Source organism: Mesorhizobium sp. B3-2-1, assembly GCF_006439515.1.
Classification (GTDB): domain Bacteria; phylum Pseudomonadota; class Alphaproteobacteria; order Rhizobiales; family Rhizobiaceae; genus Mesorhizobium.
On sequence record NZ_VFTI01000015.1, the window covers coordinates 98,938 to 117,244 of the forward strand.

At 63.3% G+C, this 18,307-nt stretch carries 20 protein-coding genes; 16 read left to right on the forward strand and 4 right to left on the reverse strand.

Features of this window, described 5'->3' with window-relative positions; genetic code table 11:
* Position 1: 1 nt before the first annotated feature.
* On the reverse strand, positions 2-751 hold the full coding sequence (gene phnF, locus FJW08_RS17180) for a phosphonate metabolism transcriptional regulator PhnF (RefSeq protein ID WP_140811595.1): 750 nt from the start codon (positions 749-751) through the stop codon (positions 2-4).
* A 113-nt stretch (positions 752-864) separates the two neighbouring features.
* On the opposite strand from phnF, the gene phnG reads away from it, so the two are divergent.
* The 13 genes from phnG (at position 865) to phnE (FJW08_RS17250) (ending at position 11,772) form a co-directional block, all read left to right on the forward strand.
* Entirely contained in the window at positions 865-1,326 is a 462-nt protein-coding gene (gene phnG, locus FJW08_RS17185) for a phosphonate C-P lyase system protein PhnG (RefSeq protein WP_140811596.1), read from the forward strand.
* The gene (phnH, locus tag FJW08_RS17190; RefSeq protein WP_140811597.1) at positions 1,326-1,937 is read left to right on the forward strand and encodes a phosphonate C-P lyase system protein PhnH; all 612 of its coding nucleotides are present in this window, start codon (positions 1,326-1,328) and stop codon (positions 1,935-1,937) included. The genes phnG and phnH overlap by 1 nt, the downstream gene beginning before the upstream one ends.
* 2 nt (positions 1,938-1,939) lie before the next feature.
* Complete coding sequence (locus FJW08_RS17195; RefSeq protein ID WP_140811598.1) at positions 1,940-3,052, forward strand: carbon-phosphorus lyase complex subunit PhnI; 1,113 nt, start codon at positions 1,940-1,942, stop codon at positions 3,050-3,052.
* Positions 3,049-3,327, forward strand: coding sequence for a hypothetical protein (locus FJW08_RS17200; protein WP_181182952.1), 279 nt, complete (start codon positions 3,049-3,051; stop codon positions 3,325-3,327). Before FJW08_RS17195 ends, FJW08_RS17200 begins: the two co-directional genes overlap by 4 nt.
* Positions 3,328-3,332: 5 nt before the next feature.
* Complete coding sequence (locus tag FJW08_RS17205) at positions 3,333-4,232, forward strand: alpha-D-ribose 1-methylphosphonate 5-phosphate C-P-lyase PhnJ (RefSeq protein ID WP_140811600.1); 900 nt, start codon at positions 3,333-3,335, stop codon at positions 4,230-4,232.
* Positions 4,229-5,005: a phosphonate C-P lyase system protein PhnK gene (gene phnK / locus FJW08_RS17210; RefSeq protein ID WP_015315654.1), complete on the forward strand. Its 777-nt coding sequence runs from the start codon at positions 4,229-4,231 to the stop codon at positions 5,003-5,005. Before FJW08_RS17205 ends, phnK begins: the two co-directional genes overlap by 4 nt.
* 208 nt (positions 5,006-5,213) lie before the next feature.
* A complete protein-coding gene (gene phnL, locus FJW08_RS17220) occupies positions 5,214-5,921 on the forward strand; it encodes a phosphonate C-P lyase system protein PhnL (protein WP_140811602.1) in 708 nt (235 codons plus the stop codon).
* Positions 5,918-6,535 (forward strand): DapH/DapD/GlmU-related protein, encoded by a 618-nt coding sequence (locus FJW08_RS17225; RefSeq protein ID WP_140811603.1) that lies wholly within the window; start codon positions 5,918-5,920, stop codon positions 6,533-6,535. Before phnL ends, FJW08_RS17225 begins: the two co-directional genes overlap by 4 nt.
* Positions 6,536-6,669: 134 nt before the next feature.
* On the forward strand, positions 6,670-7,380 hold the full coding sequence (locus tag FJW08_RS17230; protein WP_140811604.1) for a DUF1868 domain-containing protein: 711 nt from the start codon (positions 6,670-6,672) through the stop codon (positions 7,378-7,380).
* A 130-nt stretch (positions 7,381-7,510) separates the two neighbouring features.
* A complete protein-coding gene (gene phnC, locus FJW08_RS17235) occupies positions 7,511-8,368 on the forward strand; it encodes a phosphonate ABC transporter ATP-binding protein (protein ID WP_140811605.1) in 858 nt (285 codons plus the stop codon).
* Between the two features lie 109 nt (positions 8,369-8,477).
* Positions 8,478-9,386, forward strand: a complete 909-nt coding sequence (phnD, locus tag FJW08_RS17240; RefSeq protein WP_140756396.1) for a phosphonate ABC transporter substrate-binding protein — start codon at positions 8,478-8,480, stop codon at positions 9,384-9,386.
* A gap of 58 nt (positions 9,387-9,444) precedes the next feature.
* Positions 9,445-10,401 (forward strand): phosphonate ABC transporter, permease protein PhnE, encoded by a 957-nt coding sequence (phnE, locus tag FJW08_RS17245; protein ID WP_140811607.1) that lies wholly within the window; start codon positions 9,445-9,447, stop codon positions 10,399-10,401.
* A 3-nt stretch (positions 10,402-10,404) separates the two neighbouring features.
* Positions 10,405-11,772 (forward strand): phosphonate ABC transporter, permease protein PhnE, encoded by a 1,368-nt coding sequence (gene phnE, locus FJW08_RS17250; RefSeq protein ID WP_140811608.1) that lies wholly within the window; start codon positions 10,405-10,407, stop codon positions 11,770-11,772.
* 105 nt (positions 11,773-11,877) lie between these two features.
* Here phnE (FJW08_RS17250) and FJW08_RS17255 read toward each other — a convergent pair whose 3' ends face one another.
* Genes FJW08_RS17255 through FJW08_RS17265 form a run of 3 tightly spaced genes read right to left on the reverse strand, consistent with a single transcriptional unit; the run spans position 11,878 to position 15,063 of the window.
* The gene (locus tag FJW08_RS17255) at positions 11,878-12,729 is read right to left on the reverse strand and encodes a sugar phosphate isomerase/epimerase (protein ID WP_140811609.1); all 852 of its coding nucleotides are present in this window, start codon (positions 12,727-12,729) and stop codon (positions 11,878-11,880) included.
* 37 nt (positions 12,730-12,766) lie between these two features.
* On the reverse strand, positions 12,767-13,954 hold the full coding sequence (locus FJW08_RS17260; RefSeq protein ID WP_140811610.1) for a Gfo/Idh/MocA family oxidoreductase: 1,188 nt from the start codon (positions 13,952-13,954) through the stop codon (positions 12,767-12,769).
* Positions 13,955-14,007: 53 nt separating this feature from the next.
* Positions 14,008-15,063, reverse strand: coding sequence for a sugar phosphate isomerase/epimerase (locus FJW08_RS17265; RefSeq protein WP_140811611.1), 1,056 nt, complete (start codon positions 15,061-15,063; stop codon positions 14,008-14,010).
* A gap of 399 nt (positions 15,064-15,462) precedes the next feature.
* Here FJW08_RS17265 and FJW08_RS17270 point away from each other — a divergent pair, with 399 nt between their 5' ends.
* Genes FJW08_RS17270 through FJW08_RS17280 form a run of 3 tightly spaced genes read left to right on the forward strand, consistent with a single transcriptional unit; the run spans position 15,463 to position 18,301 of the window.
* Entirely contained in the window at positions 15,463-16,350 is an 888-nt protein-coding gene (locus tag FJW08_RS17270; RefSeq protein ID WP_140811612.1) for a sugar phosphate isomerase/epimerase, read from the forward strand.
* A 59-nt stretch (positions 16,351-16,409) separates the two neighbouring features.
* Positions 16,410-17,579, forward strand: a complete 1,170-nt coding sequence (locus FJW08_RS17275; RefSeq protein ID WP_140811613.1) for a mandelate racemase/muconate lactonizing enzyme family protein — start codon at positions 16,410-16,412, stop codon at positions 17,577-17,579.
* A 2-nt stretch (positions 17,580-17,581) separates the two neighbouring features.
* Positions 17,582-18,301 (forward strand): FadR/GntR family transcriptional regulator, encoded by a 720-nt coding sequence (locus FJW08_RS17280; RefSeq protein WP_140811615.1) that lies wholly within the window; start codon positions 17,582-17,584, stop codon positions 18,299-18,301.
* Positions 18,302-18,307 lie beyond the last annotated feature (6 nt).

Sequence of the window (18,307 nt, forward strand, 5' to 3'; positions counted from 1 at the left end):
CTTACAGCGCCGAGAGCTTCAGCTCCACTCGCTCAGCCGGGAAGCGCGACTCCGAAAACTGGATCGGCTGGCCGTCTGGCGTGACGTTGACCGCCACCGTGACCAGCACGATGGCGCCGGGCTGCAGATCGAGATCGGCGAGATCGGCGGCGTCCGCATGGCGCGCCGACAGCACGGTCGATTGCCTGAGATAATCGTCGATACCGAAACGGGCGAGCGACGCGGTGATCGAACCGGTCTGCGCCATCGCTTTGTCGATGCCTGCAAAGCGCCTCGCCTCGAACCAAGCGGCGGCGCGCGACACCGGCCGCCCGTCGGCCTCGCCGCGTGTCTCCAGCCGTATCATCTCGGTGCCACGGGCCAGACCGAGCCCTTCGGCAACGCGCTGGCTGGCGGGCTCGATCGATGAGGAGAGCAGCACGATGTGCCGTTCCGACGTCTGACCCTGCAGGCCAGTCGAAAAGCGTGTCCGCGCGCCGATCGGATAGGACAGCCGCTTACGCGACAAGACGAAGGTGCCGCGCCCCTGTTCGGCCCGTAGCACGCCCTCCTGCACGAGGGCCGATATGGCGCTGCGTACGGTGTGACGGTTGACGCCGTAGCGCTCGGCCAGCGCGACCTCGGGCGGCAGCGCGGCATTCTCGGCAAAATCACCGGTGGCAATCGATTGCAGGATCCTGTCAGCGATCTGGCGCCACAGTGAAACACCGCTGCGCCGCTCGATGCTATCAGCCGCTTGCTGCCCTATCATGTTTTTGCCCCCCGGCCTGTCACGCACCCGTCATGGACTCGCGTTAGGTAATATGTATAATTTGTATAGTTATCTATATCAATAGACAAATTTAGCAAAGAGGAAAGTTGGCGATGCGAGGACAGGAAGCCCGCGACCAGGCCGAGCGCAAGGCCGCCATGGCAACGCTGGCGCAATCGAGCGGCGACGACATCGTGCGGCTCTGGAACGAGGCCGGCCTGCCTTCACAAGCCGAATTGCTGCGCGGCCCCGAGACCGGCCTGGTCACGCTGCGTGGCCGCATCGGCGGCGGCGGCGCGCCCTTCAATGTCGGCGAAGCGACCATCACTCGTGCCACCGTCCGGCTGCCATCCGGGCAGGTCGGCCATTGCTACGCGCTTGGCCGCGATAAGCAGAAGGCGAAGCTGGCAGCCATCGCCGACGCGCTCTGGCAGAACCCTGCCCGCCGCACCGAGGTCGAGAACAGGCTCATTGCCCCCTTGCGGTCGGCTCTGACCGCTGCCCGCGAAAAACGCCGCGCCGAGACGGCGGCGACGAAAGTGGATTTCTTCACCATGGTTCGCGGAGAAGATTGATGGATATCGCTGCGCAATCGATCGAGGGCGGTTTCGCCGATCCGGTCTTCAACGCACAGGCCGTGTTTCGGGCTGTCATGGATGCCATGGCGCGGCCGGGCAGCGTCCAGCCCTTACCGGCGCGGACCCGCCCGCCGGCGCCGCTTTCGGCAACATCAGGCTCCATTGCCCTGGCGCTGTGCGACAACGACACGCCGCTCTGGCTCGACCCGGCACTGCATGCCTCCGCGGCGATCAGCTCCTGGCTTGGTTTCCACACGGGCGCACCGCTGGCCAACACATCAGCCGACGCGCATTTCGCGTTTATTGCCATGCCCGCCGAGATGATGGCGATCGATGGCTTTTCCCAGGGCACGCAGGACTATCCCGACCGATCGACGACGCTGATCCTGCAGGTCGGCGACCTCGCTTCAGGGGCCCCGCTGTTGCTGGAAGGCCCCGGCATCGAAACCAGCGCCACGATCGCACCGGCCCAGATGCCGCGCCATTTCGTCGAGCAGTGGAAGCAAAACAACAAGCGCTTTCCTCGTGGCGTCGACATCATCCTCGCCACATCGGACGGCATAGCCTGCCTGCCGCGCACGACGCGCATCAAGACGATGGAGGCTTGAAGATGTATGTCGCGGTCAAAGGTGGCGAAGCCGCAATTGCCAACGCTCACAGCCTGCTTGCCGACCGCCGGCGCGGCGACCGCTCAGTGCCGGCGCTGCGCCTTGACCAGATTGTCGAACAACTGGCGCTCGGCGTCGACAGGGTGATGAGCGAAGGCTCGCTCTATGACCGTGAACTCGCGGCGCTAGCTATCGTCCAGGCGCGCGGCGACATGATCGAGGCGATCTTCCTGGTGCGCGCCTACCGCACCACGCTGCCGCGCTTCGGTTACACCAGCCCGATCGACACCAGCGCGATGCTGGCCGAACGGCGCGTCTCGGCGACCTACAAGGATCTGCCTGGCGGCCAGTTGCTTGGCCCGACTTTCGACTACACCCACCGCCTGCTCGACCCCGAGCTGGCCGCCGGCGTCGATGTCGCCGAACCGTTGCAGCGCGCCGGCGAGGCCGAGCCCATGCCGCGTGTCTCGGCGATCCTCGCTCGCGAAGGCCTGATCGAACCCGATGGCGACATGCCGCAGGACCATGTTCCCGGCGACATCACCCGCGAGCCGCTGGAATTCCCGATGGCGCGCGACATCCGCCTGCAGGCGCTGTCGCGCGGCGACGAAGGTTTTCTGCTGGCGCTCGGCTATTCCACGCAGCGCGGCTATGCCCGCAACCATCCGTTCGTCGGCGAGATCCGCATCGGCGAGGTCGAGCTGGAGCTCGACGTGCCCGAACTGCCGTTCGCCGTGCCGCTCGGCACGGTGCGGGTCACCGAATGCCAGATGGTCAACCAGTTCAAGGGTTCGGCCAAGGCGCCGCCGCAATTCACCCGTGGCTACGGCCTCGTCTTCGGCCAGAGCGAGCGCAAGGCGATGGCCATGGCGCTCTGCGACCGGGCGCTGCGCGCCTCCGAACTCGGCGAGGACATCCTTGCTGCCGCGCAGGACGAGGAGTTCGTCATCTCGCACTCCGACAATGTCCAGGCCACCGGCTTCGTCGAGCATTTGAAGCTGCCGCACTATGTCGACTTCCAGGCCGAGCTCGACCTCGTGCGCCGCATGCGCGCCGAGTATGAGGCCCGCGAAAATCCAGCGAAGGTCGAAGAGAAAAGGGAGGCGGCGGAATGATCCTAGCTGCCGCCATGCCCACTATCGGCACCGCCACTATGACCAGCACTGTAGTGGCCACTATGTGCCTCGTTGAACCCTTTGCTACCGGCAACAGTCTCACCTTGCGCGCCTTCTTTCGGTGCGGGCAGAACCATGCGTCGAAGGACAAAGGCAACCGCGCCGACAAACACCAGCAGCAGAATTCCGAGATGCATCCAACCGGTTTGGGTCATCTGAATTCGCCCCTGTTTCCGCGTCCTGGACGTCAATTCAATAGCACGAAGCGGATGTGATCGCCATGACCGACATCGCCACCTACAACTTCGCCTATCTCGACGAGCAGACCAAGCGGATGATCCGCCGCGCGATCCTCAAGGGCATCGCCATCCCCGGCTACCAGGTGCCGTTCGCCTCACGCGAAATGCCGATGCCCTATGGCTGGGGCACCGGCGGCGTCCAGGTCACGGCATCGATCATCGGCCCCGACGATGTGCTGAAGGTCATTGACCAGGGCGCCGACGACACCACCAACGCCGTTTCGATCCGCGCCTTCTTCAAGAAGGTCGCCAATGTTGCCGTCACCACCGATACCGCCACCGCCACCATCATCCAGACCCGCCACCGCATCCCTGAACAGCCGCTGACGGCGGGCCAGGTGCTGGTCTATCAGGTACCGATCCCCGAGCCGCTGCGCTTCCTCGAACCGCGCGAGACCGAAACGCGCAAGATGCATGCGCTGGAGGAATACGGTCTCATGCATGTGAAGCTCTATGAGGACATCGCCAAGCATGGGCGCATCGCCACCACCTATGCCTATCCGGTGAAGGTCGAGGGCCGCTATGTGATGGACCCTTCGCCGACGCCGAAATTCGACAACCCCAAGATGCACCGCTCGCCGGCCCTGCAGCTGTTCGGCGCCGGCCGCGAAAAGCGCATCTATGCTGTGCCGCCCTTCACCGACGTCGTCAGCCTCGACTTCGAGGATCATCCGTTCGAAGTGCAGACTTTCGACCAGCCCTGCGCGCTGTGCGCGGCCGAGAATGTCTATCTCGACGAGGTCATCCTCGACGACCATGGCGGCCATATGTTCGTCTGCTCCGACACCGATTATTGCGAGAAGCGGCGTGAAGAGGGCCATCGCGGCCACCTTGCCCCCGAAACCGATCTCGCCCCAGGAAACATGGAGCCAGCGCAATGACCGACGAACCGCTGTTGCGCGTCTCGGCGCTGTCGAAATTCTACGGCTCGCGCGTCGGCTGCGACAACGTCTCTTTCGACCTGTGGCCGGGCGAGGTTCTGGCGGTCGTCGGCGAATCCGGCTCCGGCAAGACGACGCTGCTCAACTGCCTGTCGACGCGGCTGCTGCCCTCCTCCGGCACCGCCAGCTACCGCATGCGCGACGGCCAGTTCCGCGAGCTCTACCGCATGAGCGAGGCCGAGCGCCGCTTCCTGATGCGCACCGACTGGGGTTTTGTCCATCAGAACCCGGCCGATGGGCTGCGCATGACCGTGTCGGCCGGCGCCAATGTCGGCGAGCGTCTGATGGCGGTCGGCGACCGCCATTACGGCAAGATCCGCGCCACGGCGGTCGACTGGCTGTCGCGCGTCGAGATCGAGGAAGACCGCATCGACGACGAACCGCGCGCCTTTTCCGGCGGCATGCGCCAGCGCCTGCAGATCGCCCGCAATCTCGTCACCGGGCCACGGCTGGTGTTCATGGACGAGCCGACCGGCGGCCTCGATGTCTCGGTGCAGGCGCGCCTGCTTGATCTCTTGCGCGGTCTGGTCACCGATCTTGGCCTTGCGGCCATAGTCGTCACCCACGACCTCGCCGTGGCGCGGCTTCTGTCGCAGCGCATGATGGTGATGAAGGACGGCCGCGTCGTCGAAAGCGGCCTCACCGACCGCGTGCTCGACGACCCGCGCGCGCCCTACACGCAATTGCTGGTTTCCTCGATTTTGCAGGTGTGATGATGGCGCGTGTACGCCCCCCTCTGTCCTGCCGGACATCTCCCCCTCAAGGGGGGAGATTGGCAGTTTCCATGTCCCGCCTATTCTACAATGCAGCAGGTTGGCGACGCCGAATGCGACAGCCGATCTCCCCCCTTGAGGGGGAGATGCCTGGCAAGGCAGAGGGGGGCGCTGTCCCGCCGACGATTGACGATTGGAGAACCCTCTGATGCCGACCCCTCTCGTTGTCTCCGACGTCGCCAAGAGCTTCACCATGCATCTGCGAGACGGCATCAAATTGCCTGTCGTCGCCGGTGTCTCCTTCTCGATCAAGGCGGGTGAATGCACCGTGCTCGGCGGTCCCTCCGGTGCCGGCAAGAGCTCGATCCTGAAGATGCTCTATGGCAACTACGCCGTCGACGAGGGCCAGATCATCGTCATGCACGAGGACGGGCTGATCGATCTCGCCCATGCCAGCCCGCGCACGGTGCTTTCCGTTCGCCGGCAAACGATCGGCTATGTCAGTCAGTTCCTGCGCACCGTGCCGCGCGTCTCGGCGCTCGATGTCGTCGCCGAACCGCTGGTCGAACGCGGCGAGGAGCGCGAGGCGGCCCGAGCCAAGGCACGCGCCTTGCTGGCCCAGCTCAATCTGCCGGAAAAGCTCTGGATGCTGCCGCCGGCAACCTTCTCCGGCGGCGAGCAGCAGCGCGTCAACATCGCGCGCGGTTTCATCACCGAACATCCGATCCTGCTGCTCGACGAGCCGACCGCATCGCTCGACGCGACCAACCGCGACGTGGTGATCGAACTCATCGCAGCCAAGAAAGCGAGCGGAGTAGCCCTGCTCGGCATCTTCCACGACCACGATGTGCGCGAGGCGGTGGCCGACCGCATCATCGACGTCACCGCCTTCGCTCCGGGAAAACTCGCCGCATGACCAGGAAATTGTCGGAGACGCCGCTGGTCCACCCGACGGCGGAGGTGCACAACTCGACGCTCGGCCGCTGGACCGAGATCGCCGACCGCAGCCGGGTTTCGGAAAGCGAGCTCGGCGATTATTCCTACATGATGCAGGACTGCGCCGTCTGGTGTGCGACGATCGGCAAATTCGCCAACATCGCGGCCACCGTGCGCCTCAACGCCACCAACCATCCGACATGGCGGCCGACGCTGCACCACTTCACTTACCGCGCGTCGGACTATTGGGACGACGCTGAGCATGAGAGCGAATTCTTCGCTCAGCGTCGCGCCAAGCGCGTCACCATAGGCCACGACACCTGGCTCGGCCACGGCTCGACCGTCCTGCCCGGCGTCACCGTCGGTGATGGTGCCGCGGTTGGCGCTGGCGCGGTCGTCTCGAGGGACGTCGCGCCCTACACCATCGTCGCCGGCGTGCCGGCCAAGCCGATCCGCGAGCGCTTCGACCGCCGCACCGCCGAGCGCTACCAGGCACTGGCCTGGTGGGACTGGGACCATGCCAGGCTACGCGCTTCGCTCGACGATTTTCGGGATTTGTCGGCCGAGGCGTTCCTGGAGAAATACGAAGGATAGCGCAATTCCAGGAAAACTGGGAACCGGTTGCGTCAGGCAAAGAGACAGAGCCCTCACATCATCGTCATAGAGCGAGCCTGTTCATATCCCTGACATAAGATTCGGACAGGACGCCATCTCCCAAGGAGATCGCCATGCTCGAAACTGTGAGGCCCTCGCTCGCCGGATTCTTTGCCGGCTCCAATCCGTCGCCGCCGACGCATCTCGGCACGCGCTACGACGCGTCGGGCAACTTTCTCCTCGAGCCCGGCAACACCGTCGTCAGCCATCTGGTCAGCGGCTCGCCATCCGAAGCGGTGGTGCTCACTGTACGCAATCGGATGATGGCAATGCCGGACGCCGATCGCCTCGCCTTCACGCCGGTCTCCAGCCTGCACATGACGCTGTTCCAGGGCATCATCGAATATCGCCGCCGGTTGCCTTACTGGCCGCGGGACGTCCCGCTCGACACCAGCATCGACGCCATGACCCGGCTCTATCTGGAGCGCCTCAAGGGTTTCGAGGGCGCCGGCCCGTTCAACATCAAGGTGCTCGAGATCGTGCCGACCGGCCTCACCGTTGCCGGCGCGACCGACGAGGACATGCGCATCATGCGTGCATGGCGCGATGCTCTGACTGTGCCGTTCGGCTACCGGCACCCCGACCACGACAATTACGTCTTTCACATCACCTTCGCCTACCAGATCCAGCGTCTCGCCGACGACAGCGCTGCCGCATGGCAGGCACTGTTCGACGATTGCCTGGCGCTTTTCGCGCGGCAGGCTCCGGTGATCGAGATCAAGGCCCCCGCCTTCTGCGCATTCCGCGACATGAAACATTTCGAGGAATTGCTGGTGCTTGGCTGATCGCCAGCAGGACGCCGACCGTCGTATCTGTGGAGCGTAACAAAACTGACATGCCGGCGACACGGCAGGTTCATGTGGCTGCGTTAGGCGAGAGCCTGACAATCAATATGGACCGGACTGGAACCAGCCCATGTCAGCAAGCTCTGCCACGCTCGAAATCCGCGGCGTCAGCCGACGATTTGGCAAGAACACCGCCGTCAGTGACATCAACATCTCGATCCCGCAGGGGCAGATGGTTGGCGTCATCGGTCGTTCGGGCGCCGGCAAATCGACGCTTCTTCGCATGATCAACCGTCTTGTCGACCCCAGCCAAGGGTCGATTTTTTTTGACGGCGCGGAGGTTTCCCAGTTGCGCGGCTCGCCCTTGCGGCGCTGGCAGCGCGATTGCGCCATGATCTTCCAGCAGTTCAACCTGGTGCCGCGCCTCGACGTGCTGACCAACGTGCTGCTCGGCAAACTGAACCACCGCTCGACCCTGTCCAACCTTCTCGGCATGTTCTCGCGCGCCGAGTGCGCCGAAGCGGTCGCCGCGCTCGAGCGGCTCGACATCGCCCGCACGGCACTTCAGCCGGCCGGCACACTGTCTGGCGGCCAGCAGCAGCGCGTCGCCATCGCCCGCGCCATGATGCAGCAGCCCAGGGTGATCCTCGCCGATGAGCCGATCGCCTCGCTCGACCCGCTCAACGCCAAGGTGGTGATGGATTCGCTGCAGGACATCAATCTGCGCGAAGGCATCACGGTCGTCACCAACCTGCATACGCTCGATACCGCCCGTACCTATTGCAACCGCATCATCGGCATGGCCGCCGGCAAGGTCGTCTTCGACGGACCGCCCGAAGAGCTCGACCGCGAAGCCGTGCGTCTTGTCTACGGCGCCGACAGCAATGGCGGCGAGATATCGGAGGTCATCACCTCCACCAGCGTAGCCTTCAAGCAGAAGATCGCCGCATCCGCCGGACCGCTCGAACCCGCATTTCCGGGATACTGAGCCCATTACGGGCATAGCGAGCAGCCTGGATCGTCCGCCCGCGTCAAGGGCACTTGTCAAGATCAAGAACGCTGCCGGCGCGGGGCCGGAACTTACAGGAGAGATATCAATGTTCAGGAAGATGGTTTTCGGTGCCGTTTCGGTGCTCGCCATGGCCACCAGCATGGCCCACGCCGCCGACATGAAGGAATTTCGCGTCGGCATTCTCGGTGGCGAAAACGAAACCGACCGGCTGCGCAACTACCAGTGCCTGGCCGATCATCTGAAGACCGAGTTCGGCTTCGAGAAAGTTTCGCTGTTCCCCGCCGCCGACTATGACGGCGTCATCCAGGGCCTGCTCGGCGGCACGCTCGACTTCGCCGAACTCGGCGCTTCCGGCTATGCCAGCGTCTATCTCAAGGATCCGAAGGCGGTTACCCCGATCCTCACCACCAAGCAGACCGACGGCGCCACCGGCTATTATTCTATCGGCCTGGCGCTGAAGACCTCCGGGATCACCGACATCAAGTCGGCCAAGGGCAAGAAGCTCGGCTATGCCGATCCGGATTCGACCTCCGGCTACCTGATCCCGCTGACCCAGATTCCGAAGACCACCGGCGCCTCGAACGAAGCCTTCTTCGCTTCGACCCAGTTCAACGGCGGCCACGAAAACAACGTTCTGGCCGTGCGTGATGGCAAGGTCGACGTCGCGGTCGACGATTCCTCGGGCATCGGCGACTTCAAGAACGGCTACACCTCCGGCACCTTCCACAAGGAAGTCGCCAAGGGCGCCGTCGACCCCAACGACTTCGTCGAAGTCTGGCGCTCGGGCCTGATCCCGAACGGCCCGCTCGTCGTGCGCACCGCGATAGGCGACGACATGACCGCCAAGCTGGCCGCCTTCTTCACCGATCTGCCCAAGAAGGACAAGGCTTGCTTCGAAGGCGTCGAAGGCGGCGACTTCACCGGCTACGTTCCGGTGAAGCCGGACTTCTACAAGGTCATCGTCGAAGCCCGTAAGGCAGCCATCGGCGGCTAACGGCGAAATTGCAAAGGGGCGGTACTTCGAAGTACCGCCCCTTTTTGCATCTCCGATCATGACCCTTTCCGTGACAACCCCCTCCGGCGCCACCCACCAGACGGCCGATGCATGGCGACGCCAGACGTCGCTGCGCCGGTTCTATACCGTGCTCGGCGTCGGACTGCTGCTTGCCGCGATGCTCTCCAGCATGTGGTTCGCCGACGAAGCCAATGCCGGGCATTTCTTCGACCGGCTGCCGCACATACTGGATTTCCTGAGTTGGCTGGTCCCGAAGGACTGGAACGACGTCTGGCGGGCGCTGTTCGACATCGCCTCGCCGCATGATACCGGCACCCAGGAATTCAACTTCCCGCTTGGCCGTGTCTATGTGTGGGGCGGTTTCTACGTCCCCGAATATTTCGAGCTGATGCTGACCACGGTGAACGTGGCGCTGGTCTCGACCTTCATCGGCTTCATCCTCGCGGTGCCTTTTTCCTTCATCGCGGCGCGCAACCTGACGCCCCATCCGGCTCTGCGGCTGGTGGTCAAGCGTTTCATGGAATTGCTGCGCGCCTTTCCCGAGATCGTCATCGCCGGCCTCTTCGCGGCCATCGTCTCGACAGGTCCGATCGCTGCCATCATCGCCATCGGCCTGCATTCGATCGGCGCGCTCGGCAAGCTGTTCTACGAGATCAACGAGAACATCGACATGCGTGCCGAGGAAGGCCTGACGGCGGTCGGCGCCAACTGGTTCGAGCGGGTGCGCTTCGCCGACCTGCCGCAGGTGTTGCCCAATTTCGTGTCCTATACGCTTCTGCGGGTGGAGATCAACGTGCGGGCCTCGACCATCATTGGCGCCGTCGGCGGGGGTGGCATCGGCGAGGAATTGAAGCTCTCCATCTCGCGCGGCTTCGGCGCCAAGACGCTGGCGCTGGTTCTGCTGCTGTTCACGACCATCTTCATCATCGACCAGTTTTCCGCCTGGCTTCGCCGCAAGTTGGTCGGCGAACAAGCCTTTATGATGGGGGCGTAGATCATGGCGACCATGACGGCCGAGGAGATTCTGTCGATCGAGGCGCGCCACCCGCAGGTGTTCCAGCGCCCGGCGTACAAGCGCTTCGGTCCGCTGCTCCTGTTCGTTGGCACTCTCCTCTACCTGGTCTATGCCTTGTGGTTCTTCAGCCTGCCGCAGGTATTGCGCGAATCGCACTGGGAGCGCCTCCCGCTCTTCCTGACGCAGTGGATCAGCTACGATTTGCAGCCGGAGTTCCGTCTCGACCAGCAGGAGATCACGCCCAAATACCCACGTTTCTCGGCGCTGGGCGACAATCCAAATCCGGATTGGGTGATCAGGAATGCCGACGGTTCCTTCACCGTGCGGATCGACGGCCAGGCCAAATCCGTCACCTTCGACAAGACCTATGCGACGATTGTCGCCCATGGACGGACGGTGCCGGTGGCGCTGACCAGCGGCAAGCCTGTAGTCTCGGGCCCGGTGCCCGACTGGATGACGGTTCATGATGATGAGATCGTCGCCAAGATGGGCTTTGTCGGCGAGGTTCGCGTCACCGTCGATCGCGTCAAGGTGCGCAAGCGCTTTCTCGGCTGGGCGAACTTCGTCTTCGACACACGCTCGCCCTTCTTCGGCAAATCGGCGGGGGAAGTGATCTCGTTGATCGTATCGGGGCCTGAACTGAAGCCCGGCACCTCGAACCTCGCGCTGGCCGGCGACAACATCTGGAACAACGCCCAATGGCAGCACGGCGACGTCTGGACGAAGCTCTTGCAGACCATCGTCATGGCTTTCCTGGGCACGCTGCTCGGTGGTATCGTCGCCTTCCCGCTGGCCTTCTTCGCGGCGCGCAACATCACGCCGAGCGGCGTGCTCAGCCAAGTGCTCAAGCGCTTCTTCGATTTCATGCGCTCGGTCGACATGCTGATCTGGGCGCTGTTCTTCACCCGCGCCTTCGGCCCTGGCCCGCTGGCGGGAAGTGCCGCGATCTTCTTCACCGAGATCGGCACCCTCGGTAAAGTCTATTCGGAAGGTCTGGAGAACATCGACGACAAACCGCGCGAAGGGGTGCTTTCGACCGGCGCCAACGGGCTCCTCGTGCAGCGCTACGGCGTTATGCCTGAGGTGATCCCGGTCTTCATCAGCCAGACGCTCTACCAGTGGGAATCCAACACCAGGGGCGCCACGATCATCGGCGCCGTCGGCGCCGGCGGCATCGGCCTGAAACTGTGGGAAGCCATGCGCACCAACTCCAACTGGGCCAATGTCTTCTACATGGTGCTGCTGATCCTGCTCGTCGTCTTCATCTTCGACAACATATCCAACTTCCTGCGCCGCAGGCTGAGCCGGACGATCCACGACTACAACAGGCTGCAGGCCAAGCAGGGTTGAGCAACCTGCTTGTGGTCTGCAGCTCTTACCTTCGTCATCCACAGGCGGAGCAAGGCAAGGAGCGAAGCGACGCGGCGCAGACCCGTGGATGACGGAAGGAGGAGCCTATCCCGCCTTCTTCCACCCGTTCTTGATATGCCTATACCCTTCGCGATAAACCGCTTCCGGCGTTTCGGAAAAATCGCGCCACACCTTGGTCGCCGCGGCCAAATCCTTGAGCGAGCGCCCGAACGCCTCGATGGTCAGCCAGTCGTCGTAGCCGCTCTCGCGGATCGCCGCGAAGGTTTCTTTCCACGGAATGTTGCCGCGTCCCGGCACGCCGCGATCGTTCTCCGATATGTGGATATGAACGATATTCCTGCGGTGCTTCGTATAGGCGCCAATCGGGTCGGCTTCCTCGATATTGGCGTGGAACGTGTCGTACATCGCCTTGATGTGCGGCCGGTCGATGGCGTCGATATGCTCCGACAGGTCGGCCATGGTGTTGAGGAGATAGCATTCGAAGCGGTTCAGCGCCTCGAGCCCGATGGTGACGTTGCGCTTGCCGGCATGATCGCCGATGGCGCGCTGCGAGGCGATCGAGCGCTTCTTTTCGGCCGCTGTCGGCCCGGTTCCGGAAAAGGCGCCAAGCGTCGAATGCAGCGGTCCGCTCAGCGTACTGGCGCCAAGCGCATCGGCGCAATCGATGGCCCATTTCATGTAGTCGACGCCAGCCTTGCGCGTTGCCGCATCGGCCGCGATCAGGTTCATCGCCGGATCCCCCATCGCTGACACGGCGGTCCGCTGCAGCCCGATACGGTCGAGCAATTCACCCAATTTCCTGTAGTCGTCCGGCGTGCCGGCGAAGATCGGGATCTCGACACCGTCGAAGCCGGTTGCCTTGATGTCGCGAAGCAGCGGCTCATGCTTCTTCGACACCGCCGTCGTCCACAAGAACATGCACATGCCGATCTTCATCGACGCCTCCCCCCATTTTGCGTTGGCCAGGCACCTCTTACAGCTTCGTCCACGCCCCATTCTTCTTCGAAGACTTCACGCAGGCCTCGATGAAAGCCATGCCTTCGACACCGTCCTGGATGGTCGGGAAGACGACATCCTTTGCCGGCTTGCCGCCCTTCTTGCGTGCCGCGCGGATGGCGCGTGCTGCTTCTTGATAGATGTTGGCGAAACCTTCGAGATAGCCCTCGGGATGGCCTGACGGAACGCGGCTGACACGGCCCGCCACCGGCAGCGCGCCGGCGCCATTGCGGGTGATCAATTGTTTCGGCTGGCCGAACGGCGTGTACCAGAGATAGTTGGGATCGGCCTGAACCCATTCCAGACCGCCCTTCGAACCGTAGATGCGCAGTTTCAGGCCGTTCTCATGACCGGGCGCCACCTGGCTTGCCCAGATCATGCCCTTGGCCGGATGCGTTTTTCCCGTCGGTTTGAAACGCAGCATGACATTGACGTTGTCGTCGAGCAGCCTGCCCGGCACGAAGGCATCGAGATCGGCCGACAGGGAGTCGAGTTCGAGCCCGCAGACGAAGCGGGCGAGGTTGTAGGCATGGGTGCCGATATCCCCGAGCGCACCGCCGGCACCCGCCTGCTTGGGGTCGCCCCGCCATGAAGCCTGCTTCTGGCCGGTGGCGGCGAGGTCCTCGGTCAGCCAGTCCTGCGGATATTCCGACTGCACGATGCGGATGTCGCCGAGGACGCCCTTGGCCACCATTTCGCGGGCCTGCCGCACCATTGGATAGGCTGTATAATTGTGAGTGAGCACGAACACCTTTCCGGTCTTTTCGACTATCGCCGCAAGCTTTTTCGCTTCGGCCAGCGTCGTTGCCAGCGGCTTGTCGCAGATGACGTGGATGCCTGCCTCCAGGAAAGCCTTGGCTGCCGGCACATGCACGTTGTTGGGGGTGACGATGGCCACCGCCTCGATGCCATCCGGGCGCTTCGCCTCGGCCTTGGCCATTTCGGCGTAGGACGCGTAGCTGCGTGAGGGATCGAGGCCGAGTTCGGCGGCCGAGGCTTTCGCACGCGCCGGGTCGGATGACAGGGCGCCGGCGACCAGCATGAAATCATTGTCCATGCGTGCCGCGATCCGGTGCACCGCACCGATGAAGGCGCCTTGTCCGCCGCCAACCATGCCGTAGCGGATCGGGCCGCCTCCCGTTTCCGACTTCGATGCGCCAACCATGTTTTTCTCCCTCGTATGAGATGCCCCTCCCCCGAGGGGAAGCGAAAGCGATGTCAAATTCCCATCATGGCGCGCAGCAGCTTCTTGTCCGTGGTGCCCGCGGCGAAATCGTCGAATGCCTTCTCCGTCACCCGGATGATGTGGTGCTGGATGAAGGGCGCCCCTTCGGCCGCACCGTCCTCAGGATGCTTCAGGCAGCATTCCCATTCCAGCACCGCCCAGGAATCGTAATTGTACTGCGTCAGCTTGGAGAAGATCCCGCCGAAATCCACTTGCCCATCACCGAGCGAACGGAAACGGCCCGCGCGGTTCGTCCAGCTCTGGTAACCGGAGTAGACGCCCTGCCGTCCGGTCGGATTGAACTCGGCGTCCTTGACGTGGAAAGCCTTGATCCGCTCGTGATAGATGTCGATGAATTCGAGATAGTCGAGCTGCTGCAGCAGGAAGTGCGAAGGGTCGTAGTTGATGTTGCAGCGCTTGTGGCCGCCGACAGCGTCGAGGAACATCTCGAAGGTCGCCCCGTCGAACACGTCCTCCGAGGGATGGATTTCGTAGCCGACATCGACACCATTGTCCTCATAGGCGTCGAGGATCGGCTTCCAGCGTTTTCCGAGTTCGCCGAAGGCTTCCTCGATCAGACCGGCGGGCCGCTGCGGGAAGGGATAGAGGTAAGGGAAAGCCAGAGAGCCGGTGAACGACACCGAGGCATTCAGCCCGAGATTGCGCGACGCCTTGGCACCGAACTTCATCTGTTCGACGGCCCATTCCTGCCGCGCCTTCGGGTTGTTGTGTACCGATGGCGGCGCGAACCCATCCATCTGCGCGTCATAGGCCGGATGCACCGCCACCAATTGCCCCTGCAGATGCGTCGACAATTCGGTGATCTCGACGCCCGCATCGGTGCAGATGCCCGTCACCTCATCGCAATAGGCCTTGGAGGATGCCGCCTTCTTGAGGTCGAACAGGCGCGCGTCCCAGGTCGGGATCTGGACGCCCTTGTAGCCGAGACCGGCGGCCCATTTGGTGATCGACGCCAGCGAATTGAACGGTGCTGCATCGCCCGCGAACTGCGCCAGAAACAGTCCAGGGCCCTTCATTGTCGTCGGCATCGGCATCCTCCTCGTTTTGTCACGACCAAGCATAGCGCCTGAGGGGAGCAGGGCCAGTCACTTTGGTCTTTTCGCGTCGGACGCTCTGCCGACACTGCCATTCTGGTATGACCAAATAAGGCAATTTGGTCAAGTCTCGGAATGCGCCGAAGAGGCTCTCCGAACACGCAAAATAACGGCACATATCGCAATGTAATCAACCAACTAATCCACCATGGAAGTTGCATTGCCACAGTTGTTGCCGTCTCGGAGAATTTGCTGTAGACCTCATTTCAGGCCCAATTGGTCGAACCAGTTCGCAAGAAAAGGCTGGGGATGCCTTGGGGAGGAACCCTTGCGTCGTCTTTCGGCGATGCATGTCGCAGGCAACCATACGGACGAATCTGGGAAGGACAGGCCATGCATCTCTCGACGCACAACTGGATGCGCGCGGAACCCCTCGAGACGACGCTCAAGCGCATCAAGAAATTCGGCTATGAGTCGATCGAGATTTCCGGCGAGCCCGCGCAGTACAAGACCAAGGAGACGCGGGCGCTGCTGAAGGAGCATGGCATCCGCTGCTGGGGCGCGGTCACCTTGATGCTGGGCGAACGCAACCTCGCCGCCAGGAACCAGGGCCAGCGCGAGCGCTCCGTGCAATACGTCAAGGACGTGCTGACGATGGTCAGCGAACTCGACGGCGATATCATCACGCTGGTTCCGGCAACCGTCGGCAAGGTAGTGCCGGACGGCACGGAGGAAGAGGAATGGAAGTGGGTGGTCGACGCGACCCGCGAATGTTTCACCCACGCCAAGAAGGTCGGCGTCAAGATCGCCGTCGAACCGCTCAACCGCTTCGAAACCTACCTGTTCAACCGCGGCGCCCAGGCGCTGGCGCTGGCTGATGCGGTCAGCCCCGAATGCGGCGTCTGCCTTGACGCATATCATATCCACATGGAGGAATTTAACGTCCATGACGCCATCCGGCAGGTCGGAAAGCGCCTGTTCGACTTCCATGTCGCCGACAACAACCGCTTTGCCGCCGGCCTCGGCCAGATCGACTGGCCAAGGATCGTCGGGACCCTGAAGGAAGTCGGCTATGACGGCGCGCTGACCAATGAGTTCGTCGCCCCGGTCGATCGCACACCGGCAGCACCCTATCCCGAAATGGTCGAGCGCCACCCGGTCGATATCTCGCCCGAGCAGCTGAAGTTCATCCAGGATCATGGCTCCAGCGTGCTCACCGAAAAATTCTACACCGACCAGATGCGCATCACCGCCGAAACGCTGCTGCCGCTGATCAAGTAGTCGATTGCCTCTGGGAATTTGCCCTTCCGCCCTGGCCGGCGGCAGGGCTGGGGAAGAATATGCGCATCAAGACAGTCCAGGCCTGGTGGGTCCGCATCCCGATCGAAGCCGCGAAGCAGCACCGCAGCGACTTCGGCCAGGTGACGACCTTCGACGCCGCGATCCTGCGCATCGAAACCGATGACGGGCTGGTCGGCTGGGGCGAAGGCAAGAATGCCGCCGGTAGTGCCGGGAGCTACGGCGCCCTCGTCCACATGCTGAACCACGAGGTCGGGCCGCAGTTGATCGGCCGCGATCCGGCCGACATCGGCGTCATCTGGGAGATGCTCTACAACGGCGTACGCCATGAGACCGCCGCTCATGCCGGCCACGCCATGCCGCAATTGGCGAGGCGCGGCATGAGCATCGCCGCCATCAGTGCCGTCGACATCGCGCTCTGGGACATCCTGGGCAAGTCGCTGGGACAGCCGGTCTGGCGGTTGCTCGGCGGCCGCAAGGCCGATCGCATGCAGGCCTATGCCTCCGGCGGCTGGGCGTCGGCCGATGCCATCGGCGAGCAATTGAAATCCTACGTCGCCAAGGGCGGCTTCAAGGCGCTGAAGATGCGGGTCGGCGCCATGGATGGAGCGGCACACATCTCCGCCGCCCGCGTCCGCGCCGCGCGCCAGGCGCTCGGCCCCGACGTCGAGCTGATGGTCGATGCCCACGGCACCTATACGGTGGCCGAGGCCAAGCGCTTCATCCATCTGGTCGGCGATCTCGATCTCGCCTGGTTCGAGGAGCCTGTGATCGCCGACGACAAGCCGGGCATGGCAGAGGTGCGAGCCACCGGCGCGGTTCCGATCGCCACTGGCGAAAGCGAGGCGACGCGCTATGCCTTCCGCGATCTCGCCGTGCTCAAGGCCGCCGACATCTTCCAGCCGGACCCGGCCTTCTGCGGCGGCATCAGCGAGGCGATGAAGATCGGCACCATCGCCAGCGCCTTCAACCTGCGTTTTGCACCGCATCTATGGGCCGGCGCGCCATGCTTCTTCGCCGGGCTGCATGTCTGCGCGGCGTCGCCTTCGAGTTTCACGGTCGAATATTCGCTCGGCGCCAACCCGATGATCCACGATCTGGTCGAAGAGACTGTCGAAGCCAAGGACGGTATGATAGCGATCCCGGAAAAGCCCGGATTGGGATTCACCATTTCTGAGCGATTCCTGGAGGCGCACGCGCAACGCAATTGATTATGAAAGAAAAGAACCTTCTCGCGGAACTCGCCGCCTATCTGTTCTCCCACTCGGACAAGGAGAGCGGCCGCACGCCTTCCGAACGCGAATTGGCTGAGCATTTCGGCGTCAGCCGCGGCCAGATCCGCGAAGCGCTCGCCATCCTCGAAGCCATGCGCATCGTCGAGCGCCGCGCCAAATCGGGCATCTACATCGACACCAAACAGGCGAGCGTCGAGGCGCTGGCGCTGTTCGCGCGCGCCGGCCTGCCGCTCGATCCCCTGCAGATCTATGAGACGGTCGAGTTGCGCAAGATCCATGAGATCAAGGCCGCCGAGCTTGCCTGTTCGCGCGCCACCGAAGAGAATTTCGAGCGCCTACGCGAGATCCTCAAGGCCTCCGAGGAACGCATCGCCGCAGGCGAAGGCCTTGCCAAGGAGGACCGCGAATTCCACCTCGAAATCGTGCGCGCCACCAAGAACAGCGTCTTCCACAACATCTGCAGCGTCTACTACCTGATGGGCGAGCAGCGCCTGCCGATCTATTTCAACGATCCCGAACGCAGCGTGCGTTCGCATGCCGAGCATGTGCAGATCTACGAGGCGCTGCTGCGCCGCGACGGCAATCTCGCCCAGGCGCTGATGAGCGCCCATCTGCAAGGCGCGGAAAGCTACTGGAAAGGCCTGATCGAAGGTGGCATGGCGGCTTCACCCGCGGGCGCGGCGCTCGAAAAGGCCTGACCGTGA

What these genes read in the sequence shown, in the direction of transcription:
- FJW08_RS17270 (WP_140811612.1), top strand. Translation starts at nt 15,463, where the DNA reads ATGCATCTCTCGACGCACAACTGGATGCGCGCGGAACCCCTCGAGACG.
- phnG (WP_140811596.1), top strand. Translation starts at nt 865, where the DNA reads ATGCGAGGACAGGAAGCCCGCGACCAGGCCGAGCGCAAGGCCGCCATG.
- FJW08_RS17200 (WP_181182952.1), top strand. Translation starts at nt 3,049, where the DNA reads ATGATCCTAGCTGCCGCCATGCCCACTATCGGCACCGCCACTATGACC.
- phnH (WP_140811597.1), top strand. Translation starts at nt 1,326, where the DNA reads ATGGATATCGCTGCGCAATCGATCGAGGGCGGTTTCGCCGATCCGGTC.
- FJW08_RS17230 (WP_140811604.1), top strand. Translation starts at nt 6,670, where the DNA reads ATGCTCGAAACTGTGAGGCCCTCGCTCGCCGGATTCTTTGCCGGCTCC.
- phnF (WP_140811595.1), bottom strand. Translation starts at nt 751, where the DNA reads ATGATAGGGCAGCAAGCGGCTGATAGCATCGAGCGGCGCAGCGGTGTT.
- FJW08_RS17275 (WP_140811613.1), top strand. Translation starts at nt 16,410, where the DNA reads ATGCGCATCAAGACAGTCCAGGCCTGGTGGGTCCGCATCCCGATCGAA.
- phnK (WP_015315654.1), top strand. Translation starts at nt 4,229, where the DNA reads ATGACCGACGAACCGCTGTTGCGCGTCTCGGCGCTGTCGAAATTCTAC.
- FJW08_RS17205 (WP_140811600.1), top strand. Translation starts at nt 3,333, where the DNA reads ATGACCGACATCGCCACCTACAACTTCGCCTATCTCGACGAGCAGACC.
- phnL (WP_140811602.1), top strand. Translation starts at nt 5,214, where the DNA reads ATGCCGACCCCTCTCGTTGTCTCCGACGTCGCCAAGAGCTTCACCATG.
- FJW08_RS17260 (WP_140811610.1), bottom strand. Translation starts at nt 13,954, where the DNA reads ATGGTTGGCGCATCGAAGTCGGAAACGGGAGGCGGCCCGATCCGCTAC.
- FJW08_RS17265 (WP_140811611.1), bottom strand. Translation starts at nt 15,063, where the DNA reads ATGCCGACGACAATGAAGGGCCCTGGACTGTTTCTGGCGCAGTTCGCG.
- phnC (WP_140811605.1), top strand. Translation starts at nt 7,511, where the DNA reads ATGTCAGCAAGCTCTGCCACGCTCGAAATCCGCGGCGTCAGCCGACGA.
- FJW08_RS17195 (WP_140811598.1), top strand. Translation starts at nt 1,940, where the DNA reads ATGTATGTCGCGGTCAAAGGTGGCGAAGCCGCAATTGCCAACGCTCAC.
- FJW08_RS17225 (WP_140811603.1), top strand. Translation starts at nt 5,918, where the DNA reads ATGACCAGGAAATTGTCGGAGACGCCGCTGGTCCACCCGACGGCGGAG.
- phnD (WP_140756396.1), top strand. Translation starts at nt 8,478, where the DNA reads ATGTTCAGGAAGATGGTTTTCGGTGCCGTTTCGGTGCTCGCCATGGCC.
- phnE (WP_140811607.1), top strand. Translation starts at nt 9,445, where the DNA reads ATGACCCTTTCCGTGACAACCCCCTCCGGCGCCACCCACCAGACGGCC.
- FJW08_RS17280 (WP_140811615.1), top strand. Translation starts at nt 17,582, where the DNA reads ATGAAAGAAAAGAACCTTCTCGCGGAACTCGCCGCCTATCTGTTCTCC.
- phnE (WP_140811608.1), top strand. Translation starts at nt 10,405, where the DNA reads ATGGCGACCATGACGGCCGAGGAGATTCTGTCGATCGAGGCGCGCCAC.
- FJW08_RS17255 (WP_140811609.1), bottom strand. Translation starts at nt 12,729, where the DNA reads ATGAAGATCGGCATGTGCATGTTCTTGTGGACGACGGCGGTGTCGAAG.